We start from the raw sequence: 927 nt of genomic DNA, 5'->3' as shown, positions 1-927 counted from the left end.
GGTCAGATTCAGGTCGCGCCCGGCGTTCAGCACGGTCTGGCCGTTGTCGGCGCGGTTAACCACCTGCGCCCCGGCAAGGCTGATGTCCCGCCCGGCGGAGAGGATGAGTTTACCGTTATCGCCCTGCACGTAAATCCCGCCCGTGCGTTCAGCGGTGGTCCGCTCAAAGTGGTTATTGCCGGCCGTACGCTGCGCGCTGCGGGTGGGGGTGACAACATGAATGTCACGTCCGGCGTTTGCCAGAACCCGGTTGCTCCCGCTGATGATACCGCCGATATTGCTGATATCGGCGCGCGCCTGAAGGCTGACGTCCGCGCCCTGTATCGTGCCTGCCCGGTTGGCGATGTTGTCCGCACTGAGCGCAACGGCCTCACGCCCGCTGACGGCCCCGCTGTTTACCAGGTCGCGGTTAAGGTTCATCACCACGTTGCGCCCTCCCAGCAGGGCGCCGCTGCCGTCGGTATCGCCCGGCTGCACGCGGGCGTAGACCTGCGGCGCCATCACGGTCTGCCAGGTGCCGTCGGCAAGCTGAACCGGCGTGTTGACCAGCCACACCATGTCGCCGGTGAGCAGGGCCATCTGTTCCGGGGTCAGCGCCACGCCGGGTATCAGGTTGTACTGTTTACCAAAGCGGATACCCTCGTCCATCAGCGCCTTAAACTGCGCCTCGTCGCTGCGGTGGTCGCCCAGGTAGCGCCCGCCGGTCAGGGCGATAATCTGCTCACGCACCAGCCGCTGCTCATAATAGCCGTCGCCCAGGCGCTTGTGCATGTTGTCATGGTTTATGGCAAACGCGTTCTGCATGTAGTCGCTGCCGAGCCACTGTTTGTTTTGGGTAAAGCGCGGGTCGGTCTCCACCAGATACGCCGCCTGCGGGGCAGGGTGGGTTTTAAACAGGCTGTTATCCGGTAACTGCGTGTTCGGGCC

General features: G+C 64.1%; 1 pseudogene. It reads right to left on the bottom strand.

Features of this window, described 5'->3' with window-relative positions:
* Positions 1-927, bottom strand: a pseudogene (locus JJB97_RS18140) (S-layer family protein); the annotation flags it as partial.

The organism is Tenebrionibacter intestinalis (assembly GCF_016632365.1).
In the GTDB taxonomy this organism is placed as follows: Bacteria; Pseudomonadota; Gammaproteobacteria; order Enterobacterales; family Enterobacteriaceae; genus Tenebrionibacter; species Tenebrionibacter intestinalis.
This window is presented reverse-complemented; position numbering and strand designations above follow the sequence as displayed.